Source organism: Clostridium sp. NSJ-145, from assembly GCF_021044725.1.
GTDB lineage: Bacteria > Bacillota > Clostridia > Clostridiales > Clostridiaceae > Clostridium > Clostridium disporicum_B.
In genome coordinates this window covers 115,271-138,754 of the sequence record NZ_JAJNOS010000003.1, presented here as the reverse complement: position 1 = coordinate 138,754, position 23,484 = coordinate 115,271, and the positions used below count along the sequence as shown (strand labels likewise).

Annotated in this window: 23 protein-coding genes; all 23 read left to right on the top strand. The window is 29.5% G+C overall.

Annotated features, from left to right (window positions below; all coding sequences use genetic code 11):
* Positions 1-49 precede the first annotated feature (49 nt).
* The 23 genes from LQE93_RS04495 (at position 50) to LQE93_RS04385 (ending at position 23,275) form a co-directional block, all read left to right on the top strand.
* The gene (locus LQE93_RS04495) at positions 50-1,093 is read left to right on the top strand and encodes an ABC transporter ATP-binding protein (protein WP_231072181.1); all 1,044 of its coding nucleotides are present in this window, start codon (positions 50-52) and stop codon (positions 1,091-1,093) included.
* On the top strand, positions 1,087-1,953 hold the full coding sequence (locus LQE93_RS04490) for a carbohydrate ABC transporter permease (RefSeq protein WP_055262916.1): 867 nt from the start codon (positions 1,087-1,089) through the stop codon (positions 1,951-1,953). The genes LQE93_RS04495 and LQE93_RS04490 overlap by 7 nt, the downstream gene beginning before the upstream one ends.
* 11 nt (positions 1,954-1,964) lie before the next feature.
* Positions 1,965-2,792 (top strand): carbohydrate ABC transporter permease, encoded by an 828-nt coding sequence (locus LQE93_RS04485; protein WP_055262918.1) that lies wholly within the window; start codon positions 1,965-1,967, stop codon positions 2,790-2,792.
* Between the two features lie 179 nt (positions 2,793-2,971).
* A complete protein-coding gene (locus tag LQE93_RS04480; RefSeq protein ID WP_231072179.1) occupies positions 2,972-4,300 on the top strand; it encodes an extracellular solute-binding protein in 1,329 nt (442 codons plus the stop codon).
* 180 nt (positions 4,301-4,480) lie between these two features.
* The gene (locus LQE93_RS04475; RefSeq protein WP_231072177.1) at positions 4,481-5,437 is read left to right on the top strand and encodes a DHH family phosphoesterase; all 957 of its coding nucleotides are present in this window, start codon (positions 4,481-4,483) and stop codon (positions 5,435-5,437) included.
* Positions 5,438-5,577: 140 nt separating this feature from the next.
* Entirely contained in the window at positions 5,578-7,008 is a 1,431-nt protein-coding gene (locus LQE93_RS04470; RefSeq protein ID WP_055262924.1) for a LexA family protein, read from the top strand.
* A gap of 15 nt (positions 7,009-7,023) precedes the next feature.
* Entirely contained in the window at positions 7,024-8,217 is a 1,194-nt protein-coding gene (locus LQE93_RS04465; protein ID WP_055262926.1) for a pyridoxal phosphate-dependent aminotransferase, read from the top strand.
* A 44-nt stretch (positions 8,218-8,261) separates the two neighbouring features.
* On the top strand, positions 8,262-9,095 hold the full coding sequence (locus tag LQE93_RS04460; protein WP_231072176.1) for a pyridoxamine kinase: 834 nt from the start codon (positions 8,262-8,264) through the stop codon (positions 9,093-9,095).
* Between the two features lie 261 nt (positions 9,096-9,356).
* Positions 9,357-9,821, top strand: a complete 465-nt coding sequence (gene rimP, locus LQE93_RS04455) for a ribosome maturation factor RimP (RefSeq protein ID WP_055262928.1) — start codon at positions 9,357-9,359, stop codon at positions 9,819-9,821.
* Between the two features lie 17 nt (positions 9,822-9,838).
* The gene (nusA, locus tag LQE93_RS04450) at positions 9,839-10,897 is read left to right on the top strand and encodes a transcription termination factor NusA (RefSeq protein WP_055262930.1); all 1,059 of its coding nucleotides are present in this window, start codon (positions 9,839-9,841) and stop codon (positions 10,895-10,897) included.
* Between the two features lie 12 nt (positions 10,898-10,909).
* Complete coding sequence (gene rnpM / locus LQE93_RS04445) at positions 10,910-11,176, top strand: RNase P modulator RnpM (protein WP_055262932.1); 267 nt, start codon at positions 10,910-10,912, stop codon at positions 11,174-11,176.
* On the top strand, positions 11,169-11,483 hold the full coding sequence (locus tag LQE93_RS04440) for a 50S ribosomal protein L7ae-like protein (protein ID WP_055262934.1): 315 nt from the start codon (positions 11,169-11,171) through the stop codon (positions 11,481-11,483). The genes rnpM and LQE93_RS04440 overlap by 8 nt, the downstream gene beginning before the upstream one ends.
* 15 nt (positions 11,484-11,498) lie before the next feature.
* Positions 11,499-13,571 (top strand): translation initiation factor IF-2, encoded by a 2,073-nt coding sequence (gene infB, locus LQE93_RS04435; protein WP_055262936.1) that lies wholly within the window; start codon positions 11,499-11,501, stop codon positions 13,569-13,571.
* Between the two features lie 12 nt (positions 13,572-13,583).
* A complete protein-coding gene (gene rbfA / locus LQE93_RS04430) occupies positions 13,584-13,934 on the top strand; it encodes a 30S ribosome-binding factor RbfA (protein WP_055262938.1) in 351 nt (116 codons plus the stop codon).
* A 2-nt stretch (positions 13,935-13,936) separates the two neighbouring features.
* The gene (locus tag LQE93_RS04425) at positions 13,937-14,908 is read left to right on the top strand and encodes a DHH family phosphoesterase (protein WP_231072173.1); all 972 of its coding nucleotides are present in this window, start codon (positions 13,937-13,939) and stop codon (positions 14,906-14,908) included.
* Between the two features lie 3 nt (positions 14,909-14,911).
* Positions 14,912-15,790, top strand: a complete 879-nt coding sequence (truB, locus tag LQE93_RS04420) for a tRNA pseudouridine(55) synthase TruB (RefSeq protein ID WP_231072172.1) — start codon at positions 14,912-14,914, stop codon at positions 15,788-15,790.
* A gap of 9 nt (positions 15,791-15,799) precedes the next feature.
* Positions 15,800-16,729: a bifunctional riboflavin kinase/FAD synthetase gene (locus LQE93_RS04415; RefSeq protein WP_231072171.1), complete on the top strand. Its 930-nt coding sequence runs from the start codon at positions 15,800-15,802 to the stop codon at positions 16,727-16,729.
* A gap of 172 nt (positions 16,730-16,901) precedes the next feature.
* A complete protein-coding gene (gene rpsO / locus LQE93_RS04410; RefSeq protein WP_055262947.1) occupies positions 16,902-17,165 on the top strand; it encodes a 30S ribosomal protein S15 in 264 nt (87 codons plus the stop codon).
* A 76-nt stretch (positions 17,166-17,241) separates the two neighbouring features.
* On the top strand, positions 17,242-19,344 hold the full coding sequence (locus tag LQE93_RS04405; protein ID WP_231072169.1) for a polyribonucleotide nucleotidyltransferase: 2,103 nt from the start codon (positions 17,242-17,244) through the stop codon (positions 19,342-19,344).
* Between the two features lie 107 nt (positions 19,345-19,451).
* A complete protein-coding gene (locus LQE93_RS04400; RefSeq protein WP_055262951.1) occupies positions 19,452-20,708 on the top strand; it encodes a M16 family metallopeptidase in 1,257 nt (418 codons plus the stop codon).
* 89 nt (positions 20,709-20,797) lie between these two features.
* On the top strand, positions 20,798-21,103 hold the full coding sequence (locus LQE93_RS04395) for a YlmC/YmxH family sporulation protein (RefSeq protein WP_055262953.1): 306 nt from the start codon (positions 20,798-20,800) through the stop codon (positions 21,101-21,103).
* A 41-nt stretch (positions 21,104-21,144) separates the two neighbouring features.
* Positions 21,145-22,341, top strand: coding sequence for an aspartate kinase (gene dapG / locus LQE93_RS04390; protein ID WP_186838638.1), 1,197 nt, complete (start codon positions 21,145-21,147; stop codon positions 22,339-22,341).
* A 136-nt stretch (positions 22,342-22,477) separates the two neighbouring features.
* Positions 22,478-23,275: a hypothetical protein gene (locus tag LQE93_RS04385; protein WP_231072168.1), complete on the top strand. Its 798-nt coding sequence runs from the start codon at positions 22,478-22,480 to the stop codon at positions 23,273-23,275.
* Positions 23,276-23,484: the final 209 nt, after the last annotated feature.

Genomic DNA, 23,484 nt, shown 5'->3' with positions numbered 1-23,484 from the left:
CATTTAGTAATTAATATTTGTATAAAATTAGGCATGAGGTGAATTACAAATGGGTATAAAACTAGAAAATCTAGTTGTAAAGTTTGGAGATTTTAAGGCAATTAATGATGTAACATTACAAATACCAAAAGGTAAGCTTGTTTCATTATTAGGACCTTCAGGATCTGGTAAGTCAACAACATTATTTACTATTTCAGGAATACATAAGCCACACAGTGGTAAGATATTCTTTGGAGACAGAGATGTTACTGGATTAGATCCAGAAAAATTAGGAATAGGTTTAATTTTCCAAAACTATGCACTATATCCTCACATGACTGTAAGAGAAAACATAATGTTCCCTTTAAAGAACTTAAAATGGGACAAGGCTAAGGCTGAAGCAAGAGTTCTTGAAGTTGCTAAGATAGTAAAAATTCAAGATCAATTAGATAAGAAGCCAGCACAACTTTCTGGAGGACAACAGCAAAGAGTTGCTATAGCAAGAGCTATTGCAAAGAATCCAGATATCTTATTACTAGATGAACCACTTTCAAACTTAGATACTAAGTTAAGAGTTGAAACTAGACAAGAAATAAGAAGAATTCAAAAAGAAACAGGGGTTACTGCTATATTCGTTACTCACGACCAAGAAGAGGCTATGAGTATTTCAGACGAAATAGTTTTAATGAAAGATGGAGCAATACAACAAATATCTTCTCCAAGTGATATTTATATGAACCCTTGTAACAAGTTTGTTGCGTCATTCATAGGAAGTCCTGAAATGAACTTCATTGACCTAACAATAAACAACGGAGAATGCACTATTGATACTTTAAAAATAGACAATCTACCAAAAGATATGTCTAAAGGTACTTTAGGTGTTAGAGCAGAAGATTTTGAAGTTGCTACAGAAGGTCTTAAAACAAAAGTTATGACAGTAGAAATACTTGGTAGAGAAAGATTATTAACTTTAGAACATAATGATAGAACTTATAAGATGTTAGTTGATAAAGAGTTCTATATCAATGAAGGTGAAGAATTAATAGTTAGACCTAAAACTGGTAAGAGTTATGTGTTTGACGCTGAAAGTGAGGCGTTCGTAACAAAATGCTAAAAAAAGGGCGTAAAGGATATATATATTTATTACCAGCATTAATTATATTAGGTGTATTTGTTTTCTATCCAATTATAACTACTATAGTAGGAAGTTTTGATGAAACTAAAGCTCCGGGATTTGTATTTGGATTTGATAGTTACAGATACTTATTCCAAGATAAGAGATTTATACAATCACTTATTAATACATGTATTTATGCAGCAGTAGTTCCAGCATTATCTGTTGGTATTTCACTATTACTTGCAAATTCATTAGTAAATATAAAAAATGAAAAAGTAAGAGGGGTTTTCCAAAGTATTTACTTCTTACCATACGTAACTTCTTTAGTTGCAATTGGTGTAGTATGGTCTTGGTTATTTAATAGTGAGTATGGTATTATAAACTACCTGTTAGGGTTAGTAGGAATTAATCCAGTAAACTGGCTTAATGATCCTAAATATGCAATGCTTGCATTAATAATCTTTGCAGTATGGAAGAGTTTAGCGTTTAATACACTAATTTTAACTACAGGAATAGCTTCAATTAATCCGCAATACTATCAAGCAGCTAAAATAGACCAAGCTACTGATGGAACTATATTTAGAAAGATAACAATTAAATTAGTTTCTCCTATGATAGTATATACATATATAATCAGCTTAATAGCAGCATTTAAGGTTTATACAGAAGTTTATGTTCTATTTGGAGGACGTACACTAGATGGTGCAGTATCTACAGTAGTTAGATATATTATTGATAGATTCTATGGGGACCAAGATTTCCCATTAGCATTTGCTGCAGCAGTAGTATTATTAATAATAATTTTAACTGTTACGTTTGTTCAAAGAACAATTTCACGTAATAAAGTTCATTATTAAGGAGTGCGGACATGAAGAATAAATTAAATATAAAAGTAGCTTTAAAGTATTTTATATTAGTTGCTTTTGCTATAATTACTTTATTCCCATTTTACTGGATGATAGCATCATCTTTTAAGGATAGTTTTGAGGTTATCCAAACACCTCCAACAATGGTTCCTAATAAAATATTATGGGAAAATTACAGCACAGCATTATCAATGGCTCCATTTGGAAGATATTTTATAAATACTATTATAGTTACGATTTTAAGTATAATTAGTACAGTTATAATAGCAATATTATCAGCTTTCGCTTTCTCTCATCTAGAATTTAAGGGAAGAGATTTAATATTCTCAATTTTCTTAGCTTCAATGATGATACCAGGTGAAGTTTTAATAGTTACAAACTTTAAGACAATATCTCAATTAGGTCTTATGGATACTTATACAGCACTATTTGTTCCTTACATGGCAAACGTTCTGTACATCTATATGCTTAGAGAATTCTTCTTAAAGATACCAAAACAATTATATTATGCAGCTAAGGTTGATGGTTCAAGTGATTGGAAATTCTTATGGAGAATCGTTGTTCCAATGGCCAAGCCTTCAATAATTACAATTTGTATACTAGTAGGAATAAATTCATGGAATGCATTCTTATGGCCATTATTAGTTACTAATAAAGAAAACATGAGACTGTTAGCAACAGGATTAACAGCATTCCAATCTGATGCAGGAAATCAATATGAGTTAATTATGGCAGCTTCAACTATAATTACAATGCCAATAATTGCAGTTTATATTTTCCTTCATAAGAAGATAATGAGTGGTATTTCTATCGGGGGAATTAAAGGATAGTTTATTAGGAATAACATAATTTTATTTAATGATTTAAAAAAGTTTTAGAGCATGAAGGAACCTTGATTTAATCAAGGTAACTTCTTAGCTCAAAAAATTTTAATCTTTTTTTATTCATTAAAATGGGATAAATGGAATTCTTGATATATAAATTAAAATTTTTACAAGAGGTGGTACTAATGAAAAAAAGACTATTAGCAGTATTAATGACTGCAGCAGTTGCTACTTCAGCTTTCGTTGGATGTTCTAAAGGAGCTTCTTCAAATGCTGATATAGTAACAGAACTACAAGAGCCTGTAACTATAGAAATGTGGCACTACATGACTGGTAAACAAGCTGAAACATTACAAGAAATCGTTGAAGAGTTCAATACTACAAACGATAAGGGGATAACTGTAAATGCTGTTGCTCAAGGAAGTGTTGCAGATCTTAACAAGAAGGTTATAGCAGCTTCTCAATCTAATACATTACCAGCAATCATAAATGTTTATCCTGATTTAGCTACAGGATTAATAAATGAAGGTAAAATAGTAGATTTAGCTACATACATAAACGACGAAAACGTTGGTATGGCTGATGATATGAAAAATGATTTCGTAGACGCATTCATTGCAGAGCTATCTCAATGGGAAGAAGGAAAAGTTTATGGTTTACCAATGACTAAATCAACTGAAGTATTATACGTAAACAAAACTTTACTTGAAAAGTTAGGTTATACTATGGCTGACATGGAAAACTTAACTATGGAAAAATTAGCTGAAATTTCAAAGAAAGCTTATGATGAATTAGGAATAGCTGGATTTGGATTTGACTCTTCTTCAAATGCTTACATTTCAACTTTAAAAATGGGTGGAATGAACTTTGTTGAATTAGATGGTACAATCAATGTTGATAATGAATGGGTAAGAGAATTTATGCCATTCTTACAAGAACAAACTACTAAAGGATACTTTAGAATTGCTGGAGAGGATAAGTTCCTTTCAGGTCCATTCTCTAACCAAAAGATGTTAACTTACCAAGGTTCTTCAGCAGGATTTGCTCATATCAATACAAATGGTGCTTTCGAAATAGGTGTAGTTGAAGTTCCAGTATTTGAAGGAAAAGACAAAGCTGTTATCCAACAAGGTGCTTCTTTATTTGCTACATCTACTGTTTCAGCTGAACAACAATACGCTTCATATGAATTTATGAAATTCTTAACTAGCACTGAAAATACAGCTAAATTTGCAACTTCAACAGGTTACTTACCAGTTAGAAAGTCTGCTCAAGATTTAGATTCAGTTAAAGCATTAATTGAAGATGAAACTAACCTTTATGGTCAAATTTACAATGTAGCTCAAAAAGCTTTAGAATATGCTTACTACACTCCAGCTGTTAACAATGCTCAATCAGCAAGAACATCAGTTGAAGAAAAGTATGCAGCATTCGTTACAGGAAACATTACTGATTTAGATACTTTTGTTAAAGATTTATTATCAGAAGTTGAAACTTCAATAAGCAGACAATAGTTTGAAATAAAACATTTAATTTAATAATTTGAAGTTATTAGAGTATAGGCGTATTAGCGAAAGTTAATATTGAGGATACTAACAATTAATTGATTTAAAGTCCCTACTTAGTTATAATATATAGCTATGTAGGGATTTTTTTTACAGATATATATTATCGTAAATTATAGGAGGAAAATAATGATATACGCACCAATGAAAGAAATTATAGAAAAAATCGAAGAATTTGATAAGATAGTATTATTTAGACACGTGTTTCCGGATCCAGATTCATATGGAGCACAAAATGCTCTTAAAAATATAATTGAATGTACATATCCAGATAAAAAAGTATTATTATTTGGGGAACATTCTAAAAATCTTGAATACATAGGAAAGATGGATGAATCAAAAGAACTTGATAAAGATACACTTGCAATTATTTTAGATGTTGCAAATGCACCTAGAGTAGATAACCAAGAATTTAATAACTGTGGATATATTTTAAAGATTGATCACCACAAGCCTTTTGATGCACCTTTTGAAAATCTTACATGGGTAGATACAAATTATACATCTACTTGTGAAATGATTTTAGATTTATATTTAAGCAATAAAGATAAACTTAAGATTGAAAAGCAAGGAAGAAAAGCTTTATTTACAGGAATTATAGGGGATACAGGAAGATTCCTTTATGTTGAAAATCCTACAGATATCTTTAAAAAATTATCGGAAATAACATTTGACTTAGAAACAAAAGAGATTTATGCAAATATGTATAGAAGAGAAGAAGAAGAATTGAAATTCTTAGGATATATATATTCAAACTATAAAAAGACTGAAAATGGAGTTGCGTATTTAAAGGTTCCAAAAGAAGATGTAGCTAACTTTGGGCTTGAAACAATGAAAGCTGTAAGAATGGTTAATGCTCTTCAAGATACAGCAGGAATTATAAACTGGATGTTCTTTGTTGAAAAGCCAGATGGTGGAGTGTTCTGTGAATTTAGATCAAATGGACCTAGAGTAAATGATATAGCTGCAAAATTTGGCGGTGGCGGACATATGCTAGCTGCTGGTGCTTCTATAGCAAATTTTGATATTGCAGATAAAATGATTAAAGAGTTTGATGATAATTGCAAAGAATATTTAAATAAATAAAATACATTAAAGCTATTTATTAATATAATTAATAAAATTTGGTTGACAATTCAGTAATGGATTAATAAAATTATAATGTAGACTCCAAAGTAGTTTTCTTTGGAGTTTTTATCATATACATATTGTCAGTAGGTGGATTTATGAAGTTAACTAAAGGTCAAAATAGATTTATAAATAATAAGTCTATGGGAGTATCATTTTTAAAAGGTAAAAATAATAGTGGTAAAACAACTGCTTCATTATATAGAACAATAAATCTTGAAAATAATTATTGTATATATAATGAAGATAGAATATTGTATTTAGCTTTAAATAATGATAGTGCTAATAATATCAAGTCTAAATATAATGAGATAAAAGATAAAAATTATTTTTATTCATTATTTTCTTCAATAGATGAGAAGGTGACAATTCTTTCGTTGCCAGAACTTATACTAGAATATTCTAATAAATATAAAATGTATAATGATATGAAGTTAGTGTATAAGAATAAGGAGTCTTTAATTCAATTGATTAAAGATGAAGATTTTAATGATATTATCACTGCCTACGGAAAGAAATCTAAGTTGATTAAAAATCTCCCTTTGGAATCTTTATTAGAGGAAATTCTTTGGATTAAATCATGTGACTTTACATTTGAAGAGTATATGAATTGTAGCAGAACAGGAGCTATAAAAAGATTACGAAAAAACTCTATATCAAGAAAATTATTATATAACCTTATGGAAATGTATAATAAAAAGATGCTTCAAAATAAATTTATGGACAAGTATGATCGTGTTAAATTTGCTAAAGAATTTAGCAAGAATGTAAATGAAAAGTTTAAGCATATAATAATTGATGGTGGAGAGAAGATTACTAGATGTGAGCTTCAATTTATTTCATCATTATATAACATATCTAGTACTTCTTCATTAACATTTACAATAAATACAGAAGAAACTACAGAGATAGATTCTTGGTTTGTTAAAGGAAAAAAGACAACTTATTTAGAAGAAGAGTACAAAAATAAAACTTATATATTAAAGGGATTACCAATTAATAATGAAGCTAAAAAGGTAGACTATATGGAGAAGTTTAAATATATTAATTTAAAGCATAAAAATGAATTTGATTTTAATATAGATAGTTTAGGTGGAACTAAAGAAATTTATTTAGAGGATAATTTAGTATTTAAAGAAAATGAGTTAAAGGAGATACCTGTATTTAATCAGATTGCTGCTGGTAATCCAATTGAAATAAATGATGAGATGAGAGAAACCTTCTACTTGCCAGCTGGTTGGCTTGAACGTGGTAAAGATACATTTATCCTTGAAGTTAAGGGTGATAGTATGATAGATAAAAATATCTTTAGTGGTGATTTAGTTGTTATAAAGAAACAACATACAGCTTACAATAATGATATTGTAGCTGCTTCATTAGATGGTGAAGCAACATTAAAAATATTAAATACTAATGGTAAATATCCTAAACTTATACCAGCGAACAATAGATATAGTGAGATAAGTTTAGTAGATAAAGAGGTAAGTATTTTAGGTGTAGCAATAGGTATAATAAAACACCATCATTAAAAGGGGGCATTTAATATGGTATCAAAGAGTATGGAAACCTTAATGAAAAATAACTCTGTCATTAGAGAGATGTTTGATGAAGGTAAGAGATTAGAACAATTATATGGAGAAGAGAATGTTTTTGATTTTAGTATAGGTAATCCAAATGTAACTCCTCCAAACGAAATTAAAGAAAATATAATTAAAATTTTAAATGAAGAAAATCCGTTAGAGGTACATGGATACATGAATAATTCAGGTTATTTTTCTGTAAGAGAAAATATAGCGGAGCATTTAACTAAAACTAAAGGAATACAATTAGAAGATAAAAATATTATTATGACCTGTGGGGCTGCAGGTGGACTTAATATTATTATGAAGACCTTAGTAAATCCAGATGATGAAGTTATAATCTTTGCTCCATATTTTGGAGAGTATATAAATTATATCAATAACTATAATGGTAAAACTGTAATTGTTTCTTGTGATAAAAATAATTTTGAACCAAACTTAGATGAGCTAAAAGAAAAAATTACTGCTAAAACTAAAGCTGTAATTATTAATTCTCCAAATAATCCTTCAGGGGTTATTTATTCTGAGGAGATTATTAAAGCTATTAGTAATATATTAAGAGAAAGTTCGGAGAAATTAGGTACTGAAATTTGTTTAATATCAGATGAACCATATAGAGAAATTGTATATGATGGAGTCGAGGTGCCTTTTATTCTTAAGTATTATCATAACTCTTTAATTGTATATTCGTACAGTAAGTCTTTATCATTACCAGGAGAAAGAATTGGTTATATTGTAGTTAATCCTAAGATGAATAATATATCAAAAATTTTAGCTGCATTAAATATTGCAAATAGAGTATTAGGTTTTGTTAATGCACCATCGCTTTTTCAAAAAGTTGTAGGAAGATCTTTAGATTTAGAAGTTGATGTTAATATATATAAGAAAAATAGGGATTTATTATATAATCACCTTGTTAGCTTAGGATTTAAATGCTTAAAACCTAATGGAGCTTTTTATTTATTTCCTAAGTCTCCAATAGAAGATGACAATAAATTTTGTAATGAATTAAAGAAATTTAATATATTAGCAGTACCAGGATCGGTATTTGGTTGTAATGGCCATTTTAGACTTTCCTATTGTATTAAGTATGAAAAGATAGAAAATTCTTTAAAAGCCTTTGATAAGGTAGCAAAATTATATAGTGATTATTTATAAGAAAGTTTTTGTTTAGTTGCAGAATATGTATAGGTGGTGTTGTAGTGTCAAAAGTGGTAAAAAAAGTTGCGACAGTTCAAGATATAGCAGGGATAGGTAGATGTTCATTAACTGCAGCGATTCCTATATTATCTGTGTTAGGAGTGCAACCGTGCCCTCTTCCAACAGCTATTTTATCTTGTCAAACAGAATATCCTAATTTTCATTTTTATGATTTTACTAATGAAATGAGAGATTATATAGATTCATGGACTAGTATGAATTTAAGTTTCGATGGTATATATAGTGGTTTCTTAGGTTCAGAAGATCAAATTAATATTGTTATAGAATTAATAGAGAGATATCGAGAAGCTTTAATTGTAGTTGATCCAGTTATGGGAGATAACGGTGAAAAATATAAAACTTATACAATAGAAATGTGTAATAAAGTAAAAGATTTAGTTAAACATGCTAATATTGTAACTCCTAATTTAACTGAATGTTGTATTTTAACAGATAGAAAATATGAAGATGTTGTTGATGTTATTAATGAAGAGACTCTTTTTGAAATAGCAAGAGAAATTTCTGAACTTGGCCCTGAGAAGGTAGTTATAACTGGTGTTATAAAAGATGATGAAGTAATAACATTTGCATATGATAAAGAGCGAGATGAAAGTTTCAGTTTTTCTAATCCGTATAATAATAAATCCTACAGTGGAACAGGGGATATATTTGCATCTATAATTTGTGGTATGTTAGTTAGAGGGTTTGATTTTAAAATAGCTGTAAATAAAGCGTGTGACTTTATTAAAAATGCTGTATATATGACGAGTTTAGAAAATGCCGATGAAAGAAATGGTATATTCTTTGAGCCATTATTAAAAGATTTAATTATATAGTATTTAAAATGTGTTTTACTTTGAATAAAATGAGTTAAATTGGGCAAATTTAAAATAGGGGGGATAAATGTAATATATACCCCTTGTATTTTATAGTGAAGTATGTTAACATTTAAAAAGAAGTAATTTACTAATAGCTTAAAAACAAAGTGGGGTATAAATTCCCGCTTTTTCTATTTGAACGCAACTACTTTACCTAGTTGCGTTTTTACGTACATTTTTAAATTACTTAAAAACTGAATATTGTAAAGGAGGGTTAATATGAAAGTTGAGTCTTTAATTAAAGAGATTTACGGAATTGTTGAGCCTATGGCTAAGGAACTTAACTTAGAAATCTATCATATTGAATATGTTAAGGAAAATGGAGAGTATTATTTAAGAATATATATAGATAAGGATGGGGGAATCTTCCTATCTGACTGTGAAGCTCTTTCAAGAAGAGTTAGTGATGTGCTTGATGAAGTAGATCCTATAAAAGAAGCTTATTTCTTAGAAGTTTCTTCACCAGGATTAAACAGAAGATTATTTACTAATGATCACTATGTAAAATTTGTTGGTAGAGAAGTTTTAGTTAGATTAACTAAAGCATTAGATGGAAATAAGAACTTTAAAGGTACGTTAAAAGAAGTAAATGAAGATAACATTGTTATTCAACTAGAAGATGAAAAATTACAAACTATTCCTAAAGATAAGATAAAATCTACAAACTTAGAAGGGGAAATATAGCAAGGAGGGCAATTAAAATGAATGAGGAGTTTATAGGAGCTCTTAGAGAAATTGTTAAAGAAAAAGGTATAAGTGAGGATTTATTATTTGAAACTATAGAAGATGCATTAGAGGCAGCATACAAAAAGAATTATGCAGGACCTAATTCAGCAGCTGCAAATGTAAAAGTTACAATTAATAGAGATAACGGAGAAATTCATGTCTACTCTCAAAAAATTGTTGTTGAAGAGATTTTTGACAACGTAACTGAAATAAGTATAGAAGAGGCAAAAGAATTAAATCCTAAATATGATTTAAACGATGTAGTTGATTTCGAGGTTACACCTAAAAACTTTGGTAGAGTTGCAGCACAACTTGCAAAAGGTGTTGTTACACAAAGAATTAGAGAAGCTGAAAGAAGCATTATATATAACGAGTATAAAGAAAAAGAATATGATATCATCACTGGTACAATATTAAGAAAAGATAAAGGTAATGTATTCGTTAATATAGGAAAACTTGAAACAGCAATAGGACCAAATGAGCAAATGCCTGGAGAAATCTATAAATTCCCAGAAAAAGTTAAGTTATATGTTGTAGAAGTTAAAAATACACCAAAAGGAGCTCAAGTTGTTGTATCAAGAACTCATCCAGGATTAGTTAAAAGATTATTTGAACTAGAGGTTCCAGAAATTCATGAAGGTGTAGTAGAGATCAAGAGTATATCAAGAGAAGCAGGATCAAGAAGTAAAGTTGCTGTAGTTTCTCACGATGAAAATGTTGATCCAATGGGAGCTTGCGTTGGACCTAAGGGTGCTCGTGTTCAAAATATAGTAAATGAACTTAAAGGTGAGAAATTAGATATAATTAAATGGAGTAAAGATCCAGAAGAATTTATAGCTAGTGCTTTAAGTCCTGCAAAAGTATTAAGTGTAGATGTAGATGAAGAAAACAAGTCAGCTAAGGTCGTTGTAGAAGATAACCAACTTTCGTTAGCTATAGGTAAAGAAGGTCAAAATGTTAGATTGGCTGCGAAATTAACAGGATGGAAGATAGACATAAAGAGCAAATCTCAAGCGGAAGCATCAGCAGAATAGAGGTGATTTTTTATGAAAGTAAAAAAAATACCTTTACGAATGTGTACTGGTTGCATGGAGATGAAACCCAAAAAAGAGCTTATAAGAGTCGTTAAGAGCCCAGATGGAGAAGTTTCAGTAGATTTAACTGGTAAAAAATCTGGAAGAGGCGCTTATGTATGCAAAAATTCTGAATGTCTTGAAAAAGCTTTTAAAGCAAAGAGATTAAGTAGAAATCTAGATGTTGTTATAGATGAAGAGATATACAACAGACTAAGGAATGAGATAGAAAATGAATAGATTTTTTAACTTTCTAGGTTTAGCAAAAAGATCTGGAAATTTAATTGAAGGTTATAGCAAGTGTGATGAACAAAGAAATAAAGTTAATTTATATCTTGTAATACTATCTAATGATGCATCAGATAGTACAAAAAGAAAGTTTAGAAATCATTGTGCAGAAAAACAAATACCTTTAATTGAAGATTTTTCAAAAGAAGAGCTTGGAATTGCTATTGGAAGAGCTGAAATTAAAATTTTAGCTTTAAAAGATAAAAATATGGCAGAAAAGCTATTAGCATTGTACCAAACAGAAAAAGTAACAAATTAACCGGGGGTGATTTTATTGTCAAAGATTAGAGTATATGAATTGGCAAAAGAGCTTAATGTTAGCTCTAAAGATTTAATAAATTTATTAATGGACGAATTTAGCATAGAAGTAAAAAACCATATGAGCGTTATTGAAGATGAAGATGCAGAGCTTATAAAAGAATTATTAGGTGGATCTTCAGATAGTAATTCAGAAGATGGAGAAAAGAAAACTATCGTTGACGAATATGAAGAGCAATTAGCTGAAGAATTAAACAAAGGTGTAAGAAAAAAGAAAAAAACTAAGAAGCAATTAGAGCAAGAAGAAATTGAAAGAAATGCTGAAGCTGCTTCAGGAGTTATTGAAATAGGTGACACTATAACAGTTAAAGAATTAGCTGAAAAACTTGGTAAGCCTAGTAACGACGTAATTAGAACTTTAATATTTACAGGAGTTATGGCTGCATTAAATCAAGAAATAGATTTCAATACAGCTGAAAAAGTATGTGAAAAATATGAAGTTTTAGTTGCAAGAAAAGAAGAAACTAATGAACTAGAAAAGTTTGAAGATGATTCAGAAGTTTCAGAAGAAAACTTAGAAAAGAGACCTCCAATAGTTACTGTAATGGGACACGTTGACCATGGTAAGACATCATTATTAGATGCTATAAGACATGCAAAGGTTACAGCATCAGAAGCAGGTGGAATCACTCAACATATAGGTGCTTATACTGTAACTTTAAATGGTGAAAAAATTACATTCTTAGATACTCCAGGTCACGAAGCTTTTACAGCAATGAGAGCAAGAGGTGCACAAGTTACTGATATAGTAATATTAGTTGTTGCTGCAGATGATGGAATAATGCCTCAAACTAAAGAAGCTATAAACCACTGTAAAGCTGCTGGAGTTCCAATGATAGTAGCTATAAATAAGATAGATAGACCAGGTGCTAACATTGACAGAGTTAAGCAAGAATTAACAGAGCATGGATTAGTATCAGAAGACTGGGGTGGAGATACTATATGTGTTCCTGTTTCTGCAAAGACAGGTGAAAATCTTGAAAGTCTTCTAGAAATGGTTATCTTAACTGCTGAAATGCAAGAATTACAAGCTGATCCTAATAGAAAAGGAAAAGGAACTGTTATAGAAGCTAAGTTAGATAAAGGTAGAGGAGCTGTAGCATCTTTACTTATTCAAAATGGTACTTTAAATGTTGGTGATTCAATTTTAGTTGGTTCTACTTATGGTAGAATAAGAGCTATGTTTGATGATAGAGGAAAGAAGATAAAATCAGCTGGTCCATCAATTCCAGTAGAGGTATTAGGTTTATCTGAAGTTCCAGCAGCAGGTGATAGATTTGTAGTTGTTAAAGATGAAAAGACTGCTAGAAATATGGCTGAAGCTAGAAAAGAAAAGATAAGAACTGCTAGTCATCAATCATCTAATAGAGTATCTCTAGAAGATTTATATAGCCAAATTCAAGAAGGAAAAGTAAAAGAATTATCAATAGTTGTTAAGGCTGACGTTCAAGGTTCAGTAGAAGCTATTAAGCAATCATTAGAAAAACTATCAACTGATGATGTTAAAGTAAGAGTTATTCATGGAGCTGTTGGTGCAATAACAGAGACAGACGTAACTTTAGGAGCTGCTTCTAATGCAATAGTTATAGGATTCAATGTAAGACCTGATAACAATGCAATCGCTCAAGCTGATAGAGATGGCGTTGAAATTAAAACTTATAGAATTATCTACGATGCTATAGAAGATGTTAAATCAGCTATGATAGGTATGCTTGATCCAGAATATAAAGAAGTTGTTAATGGTAAAGCAGAAGTAAGAATGACATATAAGATTTCTAATGTAGGAACTATAGCTGGATGTTATGTAACAGATGGTAAAATAGTTAGAAATTCTGAAATAAGAGTTATTAGAGATGGAATAGTTATATTTGAATCAAAGCTTGCTTCTTTAAAGAGATTTAAAGATGACGCTAAAGAAGTTGCAAGAGGATATGAATGTGGATTAAGCGTTGAAAAATTCAATGATCTTAAAGAAGGTGACGTAATCGAGTCATATTCAATGGAAGCTATTAAAAGAAAAGAGCTTTAAGAGGTGATTTAAATGGCTAACTATAGAGGCGGAAGAATAAACGAAGAAGTAAAAAGAGAAATAAGTAATATTATAAGAAATGAAATTAAAGATCCAAGACTTACTGCAATGGTTTCTGTTACTGATGTAAAAGTTACTAAAGACCTAAGATACGCAAAAGTTTATGTAAGTATATTTGGAAAAGATGAAGAAGAAAAAAATAATACGTTTTTAGCCTTAAAGAATGCAAGTGGATATATTAGAAGAGAAATTGGTCAAAGAATTAATTTAAGATATAATCCACAAATATTATTTGAATTAGACGATTCAATTAATTATGGAATGCATATTGAAGAACTAATTGCAAAGGTTAAGGATAAATAAAAATGGACTTAAAGTCTATTAGTGAAATATTATTAGGTGCAAAAAAGATAGGCATTACCTACCATGTATCACCAGACGGTGATGCTGTAGGTAGTGTCCTTGCACTTCTACAAGGATTACGTATTATTAATAAAGATGCTTACATCATATCAAAAGATAAGTTAAGTGAAAATCTTAATTATCTTCCTACATCAAATGAAGTAACAGGAAATATAACAGAACCAACTGAAGACACAGATGTTGTAATAGTTTTAGATTGTGGAAACTTAGAAAGAGTTTGTGCTAATTTAAATAATTTTAATGGTGTTTTATTAAATGTAGATCATCACCTTTCTAATGATTTTTACGGAGATAGTAATTATGTAGATACATCAGCATCTGCTACAGCTGAAATAGTATATGAGCTTCTAGGGTTATTAGGAGTAGATTTATCTATAAGTAATGAAAAAACATTAAGTGTTGCTACATGCTTGTATACTTCTTTAGTTACAGATACAGGTTGTTTTAGACATTCAAATGTAACAGATAGAACTTTACTAATTGCTAGTAATTTAAAAAAGATTGGTGTAAATAATACTTATATTTATCAAAGTCTTTTCGATAATAAGGAATTTGATAGAGTAAGGTTCATTGGTAAAGTAATAAGTAATATGAAATTAGTATTAGATGGGAAAGTAGCTTTAATTGAATTACCAAATAGCTTTGCTGATGAATTTAGTATAGAAATTGGTGATACGTCTGACATTATATCTTATGGGTTACAAATTAAAGGTGTAGAAGTTACACTTTTAATTAAAGAAGTTGAGAATGGCGTAAAATGTAGTTTACGTTCAAAAAATAATGTAGATGTAAGAAAGATTGCTGAGATTTTCGGTGGTGGAGGTCATACTAAAGCTGCTGGGATAGCTATTAAAGAGAAATCTATAAATGAAGCAAAAGAAATTCTTTTAAAAGAAATAGAGAAAGAGTTGTAGAATATGAATGGTGTTTTAAATATTTTTAAACCAAAGGGAATGACCTCTTTTGATGTAGTTAGAGAAGTCAAAAAGGTATGCAAAATCAAAAAGGTTGGACATACTGGTACTCTTGATCCTGAGGCTACAGGGGTTCTACCTGTATGTATCGGTAAGGCCACAAAAATTATTGATTACATAATGGATTCAGAAAAAATTTATGAAGTTACCTTTAAACTAGGATTAAAAACAACTACTTATGATTTAGAAGGTGAAATTCTTGAAGAAAGAGATAGCTCTTTCTTAAAATATGAGGAAATATTAAATACAATAAACTCTTTTAAAGGAGAATATTGTCAGGTTCCACCAATGTATTCAGCGTTAAAGCAAAATGGAGTAAGATTATACGAATTAGCTAGAAAAGGAATAGAAGTTGAAAGACCAGGGAGAAATATAACTATATATAATATAGAAGATATTAAAATTGACAATCCATATATATCTATGAAAGTAACTTGCTCAAAAGGAACATATATAAGGAGCTTATGTTACGATATTGGAGAGAAACTTGGAGTTTATGCAGCTATGACAGAGTTGTGTAGAGTAAAAACTTCTAGATTTTTAATAGAAAATTCAGTTAATATAAATGAACTAACTAAAGATAACTTAACTCAAAATTTAATTTCGATAGAAGAAGCTTTAAATGAATTTGACAAGATAGTTGTGAATAATAAATTTGCTAAGCTTTTAGTTAATGGAGTTAATGTATTTGATTCGAGAGTTGCAAATGAGAAATTAATTGCTAATAAATTATATAGAGTATATGATGAAAATAATAATTTATTAGGAATTGGAAGTAAGAACAATAATGGATTTAAGATAGAGAAGTTATTAATTACTTAGGAGAAGATAATGTTAGTATTAGATAATGTTAATTTATTAGAACCAAAAAGAAGCAATTATGTTGCTTTAGGCAGCTTCGATGGTCTTCATATTGGACATCTATCTTTAATTAATAAGGTTAAAGAATTAGCTAAGGATAATGAAGGTAAATCGATGGTATTTACTTTTAAGAATCATCCTAGAACAGTAATAATGGCTGAAAATAATCTAGATTTGCTAATGACTAATAGAGAGAAAATCGATATATTACTAAATGAAAATGTTGATATTCTAGCGTTAAAAACTTTTGATAAAGAAGTAATGAAAATGGATCCAGAAGAATTTATAAAATGGCTATGTAATGACTATTCTATACGAGGAATTGTTGTTGGGTTCAATTTTAGGTTTGGTTATAAAAATCTAGGGGATATTGATCTTTTAAATGAACTTAAAGAAAAATATAATTATGAACTTTATGTAATGGAGCCATATATATATGAAGGTGATGTTGTTAGCTCTACACGAATAAGAAAAGAAATATTAAACGGAAATGTAGCTATAGCTAATAAGATGTTATCAAGACCATATACAATTAACGGTAATGTAGTTCATGGTAAAAAACTTGGAAGACAAATAGGGTTTCCAACAGCTAATATTAATTTAACAGAAGATAAATTAATACCTAAAGTAGGGGTTTATTATACTAATGTTGAAGTAAATGGTAAAATTTATAAAGGAATTACATCAATTGGGAATAATCCTACAGTAAATGGGAAAGAATTAACTATAGAAACCTATATTCTAGATTTTGATAAGTATATATATGATGAAGAAATAAAATTATATTTTATTGATAGAATAAGAGATGAAATGAAATTCAGTGGAATTGATGAATTAGTATGTCAATTAAAAAAAGATAAAATCTTGGCTGAAGGTAAAGAAACAATAAGACAAAAATAGACTTATAAGTTTATTGTAATTATAAATATAACAAAATTATAGGAAATAATTAATTTGTATTTACAAGACATAATTAGTTTGTTATAATTCTTTATGGAAAACCTATTTCTAAGATTTGAGGGTGATTTCTCATTTCATGGAGCTAGGGGATATATTTACGGAGGTAAGAAAAATGGATAAAATCAGAAAGCAAGAAATAATCAACGAATTCGGAAGACATGAAGGTGATACAGGTTCACCAGAAGTTCAAATCGCATTATTAACAGAAAGAATCAACTCTTTAACAGCTCACTTAAAGATGCACAAGAAAGACCACCACTCAAGAAGAGGTCTTTTAATGATGGTTGGACAAAGAAGAGGATTCTTAAACTACTTAGCTGCTCAAGATATCGAAAGATACAGAGCTATCGTTTCAAAATTAGGCTTAAGAAGATAATCTTTAGAGCGGGTTTTTCCGCTCTATTATTTTAAAAAATTATATTTGTATGATAGACCTGAAAGGAGGTTATTAAATGATTAATGTGCTTGAAAAAAATATAGCAGGTAGAAATATGAAAGTTGAATTTGGTAGAGTTGGAATGTTATCAAATGCAGCTATTTTTATGAGCTATGGAGATACAGTAATACTAACTAATGTTAATGCTTCAGAAAAACCAAGAGAAGGTATAGATTTTTTCCCATTAAGCGTTGAGTATGAAGAAAGATTATATGCTGTTGGGAAAATTCCAGGTGGATTTATTAAAAGAGAGGGAAGACCTTCTGAAAATGCAATACTTTTTGGTAGAGCAGTAGATAGACCTCTTAGACCTTTATTCCCAAAGGGATATAGAAATGATGTTCAAGTGGTTTGTACAGTAGTATCTGTAGAACAAGATAACTTACCAGAAATTCTAGCAATAAATGCTGCTTCTATGGCATTATGCGTATCAAGTATACCTTTCACAACTCCTGTTGCTGCGGTGCAAGTGGGACTTATCGATGGAAACTTTGTTTTAAATCCAACTTCAACTGAGAGAGAAGAAAGTATTCTTCAATTAACTGTTTGTGCTACAAAAGATAGAGTTATGATGATTGAAGCAGGTGGAGATGAAATACCTGAAGATGTAATGATAAAAGCAATTGAATATGGATTTGATAAGTGTCAAGATATAATTCAATTCCAAGAAGAAGCTATGAGTAAGTTTGGTAAAACAAAGGATGAACCTGTACTTTATAAACCAAATAGTGAATTAAAATCTGAAATAGCTACATTTGCTGGTGAAATGATAAAAGAAGCAATGTGGATTACAGATAAAGATGAAAGAAATGCTGCAATGGATTTAGTAAACGATAAGATTAATGAGGAGTTTGCTGAAAAATATCCTGATAATGTAGCTGATATAAAAGAAATCGTATATAACATGCAAAAAGAAGTTGTTAGAGATATGCTTTTAAATCATAAGAGAAGACCAGATGGAAGAGACTTCGACCAAATAAGAAAAATAAGTTGTGAAGTTGGATTACTTCCAAGAACACACGGAACTGGATTATTTACAAGAGGATTAACTCAAGTAATGACTGTTGCTACTTTAGGAGCAGTTGGTGATATCCAGATAATTGATGGTATAGGTGAAACAGAATCTAAGAGATACATGCATCACTACAACTTCCCTGCATATTCAGTTGGAGAAGTAAAACCATTAAGAGGTCCAGGTAGAAGAGAAATTGGGCATGGTGCTTTAGCTGAAAGAGCATTAGAGCCACTAATACCATCTGAAGAAGAATTCCCATATACTATTAGATTAGTATCAGAAGTATTAAGTTCTAATGGATCAACTTCACAAGCATCAGTTTGTGGTTCAACATTAGCATTATTAGATGCAGGGGTTCCAATAAAAAGACCAGCTGCTGGTATAGCTATGGGATTAATAACTTCAGAAGATTTAACTAAAGAAGAAGTATTAACTGATATCCAAGGAATTGAAGATTTCTTTGGAGATATGGACTTTAAAGTTGCTGGTACTACTGAAGGTATTACATCAATTCAAGTAGATACAAAGATTGCAGGATTAAGCTTTAATGTAATAACTAAGGCTATAAATGATGCAAGAAAAGCTAGATTATTTATTTTAGATAAAATAAATGAATGCTTACCAGAAGCAAGAAAAGAAGTTTCTAAATTTGCTCCTAAGACTTCTACTATTACAATCGATCCAGAAAAGATCAGAGATGTAATCGGTGCTGGTGGAAAGGTAATTAATAAAATAATTGCAGATACTGGTGTTAAGATTGATATAAAAGAAGATGGAACTGTATTTGTATCTTCTCCTGATCATGATGGTGTTAATGCTGCTATTAAGATTATAGAAGGATTAACAAAAGAGGTGCAACCAGGTGAAGTTTACTTAGGAAAGGTAACTAAAATAGCTACATTCGGTGCATTTATTGAAATATTACCAAATAAAGAAGGACTTTGTCACATTTCAAAATTAGATAAGGCTAGAGTAAATAAAGTTGAAGACGTTGTTTCTGTAGGAGACGAAATTTTAGTTAAGGTAACTGAAATAGATCAACAAGGCAGAATTAATCTATCAAGAAAAGATGCTTTACCTGATGAAGAAGAAAAAAGTGAATAATATACTAATGAAAGAGAATTATTAAATTCTCTTTTTTTAATATAGAGAATAATTATTACTATATTAAAATAAACTAAAAGCAAAGCAACAAAGTGAGGGAGGAAATTATGTTTACTTTATATACATTAGATAATGGACTAAGAGTAGTAACAGAGTATATTGAACATGTTAATTCAATAAGTATTGGTGTAATGGTCCAAAATGGATCAAGAAATGAGACTAAAGATGAGAATGGGATATCTCATTTTATTGAGCATATGTTCTTTAAAGGAACAGAAAAAAGAACATCTAAAGATATAGTGCAGGAAATAGAAAATATTGGTGGACAAATAAATGCATTTACAAGTAAAGAAACTACTTGTTATTATTTAAAATCTTTAAATACCCAAATGGATTTGTGTTTAGATGTTTTATCTGATATGTTATTAAATTCTAAATTTGATGCAGAAGAAATAGAAAAAGAAAAAGGCGTAGTCATTGAAGAGATAAATATGAGTGAAGATAATCCAGAAGATGTTTTAGATGATATACATTCTAAAGCTATATTTGGAGATAGTACTTTAGCATATCCAATATTAGGAACAATAGATAGAATTAAATCATTTGATAGAGAGAAAATAAAAAACTATATAGATAGACATTATACACCTTCTAACTCTGTAATAAGTATTTGTGGAAAATTTGATATAGATGAACTTAAAAAGAAAATCGAGCATTATTTTGGTGGCTGGAAAACAACTGATAAATATACACCTCAATATACAATTCCAACACTTCATAATGATAGTGCTTTTACAGAGAAGCAAATAGAACAACTTCATATTAATCTTGGATTACAAGGGCTACCTTATGCTGATGATAAATCTTATTCGTTATTATTATTAAATAACGTATTTGGTGGAGGAGCGTCTTCAATACTTTTTCAAAAGGTTAGAGAAGAACTAGGGTTATGCTATACAGTATATTCATACCCTCAAACATATTTAGGTGTTGGTACTTTAAATATATATACTGGATTAAGCAAACAATTTGCTGATAATGCTTTAGAAGTAATAGATAGAGAATTAAAAATGTTTAGTAAGAATGGTATATGTGAAGAAACACTTAAAATTAATAAGGAAAAAATAAAGGCATCTTATATTTTGGGATTAGAAAGCACTTCGTCTAGAATGTTTGCAAATGCAAAATCAGTTTTATTACAAAACAAAATAAAGACTCAAGAAGATGTTATAAATAAAATTAACAAAATTAGTAATGAAGACATAAACTGTGTATTGGAGAGATGCTTTAAACCAGGAATTATTAGCTCCGCATATGTTGGGCAAAGTGTAGATATTACTAAATTAAACTCAATAATAAAATAATTTTATAATATAACAATAATTGAATTATGAAGTGTACTAAACTACCTCCTAAACGCATAAACTTATGTATAGATAAGGGGGTAGTTCTTATGAAAGATTATGAATATTATGAAAAAAAAGCAGATAATAGCTTAAAAATGCTTAGTGAATTAGAAAGATTTGAAATATTTAATTTAGAATCAGCTGAGAAATATGACAATGCTCAGAACATTGATTTTATTATAGATGAAAATGGTTATATAAAATATATGATCGTAGGAGTAAATGGTAGTAAATTTAGTTTTTTATCTAGCCGTGAATATGTAGAAATTCCATGGGACTGTGTTACAAAGGTTGGAGCTAATGTAATAGTAATCTCTGCAGATGAAACAAAAATTAGGCGTGCACGAGCTTAAAAACAGTTATGCACTGCTTAAATTTTAAGGGGGAACAATCCTTGGAAATTATAGTGCAAAAATTTGGGGGAACATCTGTATCTACAGAGGAAAGAAGAAAACAATTAGCTACTAAAGTTAAAGCTGCTATTGATAACGGAATGAGTCCTGTTGTTGTAGTATCTGCCATGGGGAGAAAAGGTGATCCATATTCAACTGATACACTATTATCACTTGTAGGAAAAAAGTTTATGAGTGATAATAAAAATGCTCAAGATTTATTAATGAGTTGTGGGGAAATAATTAGTTCGGTTGTTGTATGTAATACTCTTTATAATTACGGAATAAAAGCTGCTCCATTGACAGGTGGCCAAGCTGGTATATTAACTGACGATAATTTTACTAATGCTAGCTTTATTAATACAGATCCAAGTAAAGTTTTAGAACTTGTGAAAAATGGAATAGTTCCAGTAGTAACAGGATTCCAAGGTATTACTAAAGATGGCTTAATCACAACGTTAGGCCGTGGAGGAAGTGATACTTCAGCGTGTATTCTAGGGGTAGCTTTAAAGGCAAAAGAGATTGAAATTTATACAGATGTTGACGGAATTATGACAGCAGATCCAAGATTAGTAGATGATGTGTCGTTAATAGACGAAGTAACTTATAATGAAGTTTATCAATTGGCCGATCAAGGTGCTAAAGTTATTCATCCTAAAGCTGTAGACTTAGCTAAAAAAGCTAATATACCACTTATAATAAAAAACACTATGTCAGATAGTAAAGGAACCTTAATTATTAGAGACGTTTCAGAGGAAAATAAGCGCTTTATAACTGGAATTACTCATTTAGATAATAGAATTCAGGTAAGAGTAAGATTATCAGAAAATCCAAATCATGCAGCATATAGAAGTTTATTAGATAGTCTAGCAAAAAATAATATTAGTTTAGATTTAATCAATATTTTTCCAGCTCATCAAATTTTCACAATAAATGCAGATGAAAAAGAAAAATTAAATCAAGTATTAACTAAAGCTAATATAAACTTTACTACAGTTGAAGGCTGCAGTACTATTGCAATAGTTGGAAGCGGAATGACTGGAGTACCTGGAGTGATGGCTAAAATAATTAATACTTTAACAGAAAATAATATTGAAGTACTTCAAACTACAGATTCTAATATAACTATCTGGTGTTTAATTTATACAAGCAAATTAGCACAAGCTATGAATTTATTGCATGAAAAATTTGGTTTATAATAAATTAAGTATTAATAAAAGATTCATTAAAATTAATGAATCTTTTATTAATTTTAGAAAAAAATATTTATAATGGTAGGAAATTGATTTATAATAAGTAAGAATAATAAAACATATTTTACAAAGGAGAATGAAAATGTTTAAAGGTAAAAGGTTTTTAAAAATATTATTGGTAGCAGGATTAGTCAGCTTATCTTTAGTAGGGTGTGGTGCTAAAGCTGAAGTAGAACCTGTTAGATTAGGAACTCCAGAAGAATTAGTAGAAACATTTATTAAAGATAATGAAGAAAAAAATGTAAGTGAAATGGTGAAATTATATTCAGATGTATATGTAGATTCAACAGGATATGATTTATCTACAATTGAAAAAATATTAGAGAAATCTAAAAAAGAATATGAAATAGTAAATTCTGAGTTAGTTAGTATGGAAGATTATAGTGACACAATAAAAAGAGCTACTATAAAAATAACTTCAAAAGCTAATGATGAAGAGACTACTACTGACTATGAGTATGCGCTAATAAAAGAAGAAGATGGATGGGCTATATCTCCAGACGGGATTATAGCATGTGAAAATTTTGATATTCCTATGTACAATAAAGGTGAATTAACTCTAAATTTAGCTAAAAATATTAAATTGTTTGAAGGCGGTATATTAAGAGTTAAAGTTTATAATGATTCTAAAAATAAATTTATGTTTGGATCAGAAGCTAATAAATGTGAAATAATTGTTGAAACATCAACAGGGAAATATGTAACAACTATGGATGAACCAACAATGTTAGATAAAAAAGTAAATAGTTATTTCTTAGCTAGAATCACAGAATTAGATGGTGAAATAAATAAAGTTACAGTTACTAATATATATGAATTAGATAAAGATGAAAATATCATAGAAGATAGTAAAAAAGATATAATTGCCTATCAAAAATAAGAAAAATACCTCCTATTATTTACAACGGGTTCCGTTTTAGGGTGCAAAACAACAAAATAGCAGTAAAAATGACTTGTATTTTAGCATATAAAATAGCAAGTCATTTTTTGTTGATATAACTATCTTAACATATATTTTGTAGTTAAAATAGCACTAAAAATAGCAGATGTTTTAACATTAATATTTTATAAAAATGTAATGGAATAAGT